This is a genomic window from Chitinophaga sp. (assembly GCF_036569125.1).
Lineage (GTDB): Bacteria > Bacteroidota > Bacteroidia > Chitinophagales > Chitinophagaceae > Chitinophaga.
Genome location: NZ_DATCRF010000551.1, coordinates 1 through 3,260, shown reverse-complemented (window position 1 = coordinate 3,260; position 3,260 = coordinate 1). Strand labels below are relative to the sequence as shown.

General features: G+C 52.9%; 2 protein-coding genes. Both read left to right on the top strand.

Going from position 1 to position 3,260, the window contains the following annotated elements; genetic code table 11:
• Window positions 1–1,054 (top strand): DUF1501 domain-containing protein (locus VIM87_RS20730; RefSeq protein WP_331998853.1); only part of this gene is annotated, 1,054 nt, incomplete at its 5' end.
• 43 nt (window positions 1,055–1,097) lie between these two features.
• The coding region (locus VIM87_RS20725; RefSeq protein WP_331998852.1) for a c-type cytochrome domain-containing protein at window positions 1,098–3,260 on the top strand (2,163 nt) is incomplete at its 3' end.

The following is a 3,260-nucleotide window of genomic DNA, read 5'->3' as shown; positions in this document are numbered from 1 at the left end:
GTTTCCGAACACGGCACGGATAGTGGACGATATCTGCATTGTTCGTTCCATGTTCACCGAAGCCATTAATCATGATCCCGCGCTCACCTTTTTCCAGACAGGGGCGCAGCAGGGCAACCGCGCCAGCTTTGGCTCCTGGATGAGCTATGGCCTTGGCAGCGAAAATAAGAACCTGCCTGCCTTTTGTGTGCTGCTGTCAAGAGGTAAAGGGAACGGGCAGGGCGTATACTCTAAGCTGTGGTCCAATGGATTTTTAGACAGTATTCACCAGGGCGTTCAGTTCAGCAGCGGTGAAAGCCCGGTATTGTACCTGAATAATCCTGAAGGCATTGATATGGCTAACCGCCGCCAGATGCTGGACCAGCTGGCCGCATTGAATGCGCAGTCGTACCAGGAATTCGGCGATCCTGAGATCAATACCAAGATCCAGCAGTATGAAATGGCTTACCGTATGCAAACGGCGGTGCCGGAACTAACCGATCTCTCCAAAGAATCAGATGATATCATCAAGCTGTATGGGCCCGACTGCCTGGTGCCCGGCACATTTGCAGCAAACTGCCTGTTGGCAAGGAAGCTTTCCGAAAGCGGTGTGCGCTTCATTCAGCTGTATCACCAGGGATGGGACCAGCATGGCAACCTGCCCAATGAAATGGCCGGCCAGGCTAAGGATGTGGACCGTGCTTCCGCAGCGCTGATCACAGATCTTAAACAACGCGGCCTGCTCGATGAAACACTGGTAATATGGGGCGGGGAATTTGGAAGAACGAACTATTGCCAGGGTAAGATGACCGCAGATAATTATGGCCGTGATCATCATCCGCGCTGTTTTTCCATCTGGATGGCCGGCGGTGGTGTAAAGCCCGGCATCGTATACGGGGAAACAGACGAATTCGGTTATAACATCGTGAAAGACCCGGTGCATGTGCATGATTTTCATGCCACCATCTTACACCTGATGGGACTGGATCATGAAAAATTAACTTTTAAGCACCAGGGACGCCGTTACCGCCTCACAGACGTGGCAGGTAAGGTCATCCCCGGATTGATGGCCTGATTAAATTTGTTGATAACAATACCTATAAACTCAGGAGAGTAGAATGATAGTGAAGCAGCCGTCCAGATGGCAAAGCGCAGGCAGCAGCCTGTTATTTGCCGGCAACATTTTTATCCTTTTCCTACTGATCTTCGGCAACCGGGTGGTATTGCCGCCGTGGCTGCAGGTGCTGGGCAGAATGCATCCTTTATTGCTGCATTTCCCTATTGTGCTGATCCTGGTAGCCGGCATTTTAACGTTTGTCCGCCTGCGTGAGCCGGCAGCAGAAGCATGGAAGCAGCACCTGGCTAACGTTTTATTACTTGCAGGTGCGCTCAGTGCAGCCGTTACCGTTATTATGGGCCTGTTCTTATCTGCTGAGGAAGGATATAACGGCAGCGGCACTTTACAATGGCACAAATGGAGCGGCGTAGGTGTGTGCTGGCTAACTTCTTTATTATACTGGCTGGGGCGGCCGGGAATAAGCCGGCCCGCGGTACAAAAGGTCGGGCTGCTTATTACTGCGATGTTGCTGGTGGTGGCCGGGCATTTCGGGGCCGATATTACGCATGGCGAAAACTTTGTACTGGCGCCTGTAACCCCTGCAGGAAAAGCAACGCAGGTGCCTTTTGACCAGGCGCTGATCTATGAGCACCTGGTAAAGCCGGTGCTGGAGGAGAAATGCATGAACTGCCATAACAGCGCTAAGGCAAAAGGTGAGCTGGCAATGGAGCTGCCGTCGCAGCTGCTGAAAGGAGGGAAGAGCGGGAAGCTGTTTGTGCCCGGTAACCCTGGGATGAGCCTGTTAATAGCGCGGCTGCATTTACCAATGGATGCGAAGAAGCATATGCCGCCTGCCGGCAAGCCACAGCTCACACCGGAAGAAGCGGACCTGCTTTATTACTGGATCAAAGGCGGCGCTGATTTCAAAACAAAAGTAGCTGCATTGCCGGTGCATGACAGCCTCCGCTTACTGGCTGCTGCCATGTTACAACCTGCTCCGTCAGCAGCGCCTGTTTATCAGTTTGCAGCGGCAGATGAAAAGCTGGTGCAAAAGCTGAACAATAATTACCGCGTTATTTACCCGGTAGCGCTGAATGCAGCGCCATTGGTGGTGAACTGCTATAATAAAGATAAGTTTAACAGTAAGTCGATCGAAGAGCTGCTGCCGCTGAAAAAGCAGATCATAGAAATGCACCTGCAGAAAATGCCGGTGCAGGATGCAGATCTGAACATCATAGCACAGTTTCCGGAGCTGCGGGTGCTGAACCTGAGCTTTACTAACATAAAGGGGCAAACGCTGGCTGCCCTGCTAAAGCTGCCCCACCTGGAAAGCCTTTCGCTGTCAGGCACCCCTGTTACCCTGCAGCAGCTGCAGGTGCTGAAAACGGCGCCTGCATTGAAGGAGCTGTACCTGTGGAATACCGCGCTCACCGCCGCTGAGCTGGATCAGCTGCCCGCTGCATTTAAAGCGGTGGCTATTATCCGGGGATTTAGAGATGATGGCAAACAACCGCTGAAACTGAATCAGCCCCTGTTGGTGAATACCCTGCCGGTTTTCCGCAATACTACACAGCTGTTGCTGAAGCATCCCATTAAAGGGGTGGAGATCCGCTATACTACCGATGGGTCGGTACCGGACAGTGTGCGCTCGCCCTTGTTTAAAGATAGCCTGCTGCTGCAGGCCAACACTACTATCCGTGCCATTGCCTGCAAAAAGGGCTGGTATGCAAGCGACCCTGTGCAGTTCAATTTTTACAGATCTTCGTATACCCCTGACAGTGTGATATTACTCACGCAACCTGATGGTACTTATGCCGGCGCAGGCGCCAAAACCCTCTGCGACGGGCAAAAGGGAGGAGCAGATCAGGGCAATCAGAAATGGCTGGGCTATGTAAAGGAGCCAATGGTAGCCATGCTGCTCTTTAAGCAGCCCGTACCCCTGCAGTCGGTTTCAGTAGGCACCTTACGGAATATAGACGGGTACATTTTCCCTCCCGCCAAGCTGGAAATATGGGGCGGCACAGATGCGCAGCACCTGAAGCTGCTGAAAAGGATCATCCCAGCAGCAGGGAAGAAGAACGATCCGGCCGCTGCAATGGAAGTAGCAGCTACCTTTCCGGTTACCAGGGTTTCCTGTGTGAAGCTGGTCATGGATCCTTTGGCGAAGATCCCCGGCTGGCATCCCGGCAAGGGAAGCAGGGGATGGGTGTTTGCAGATGAAGTG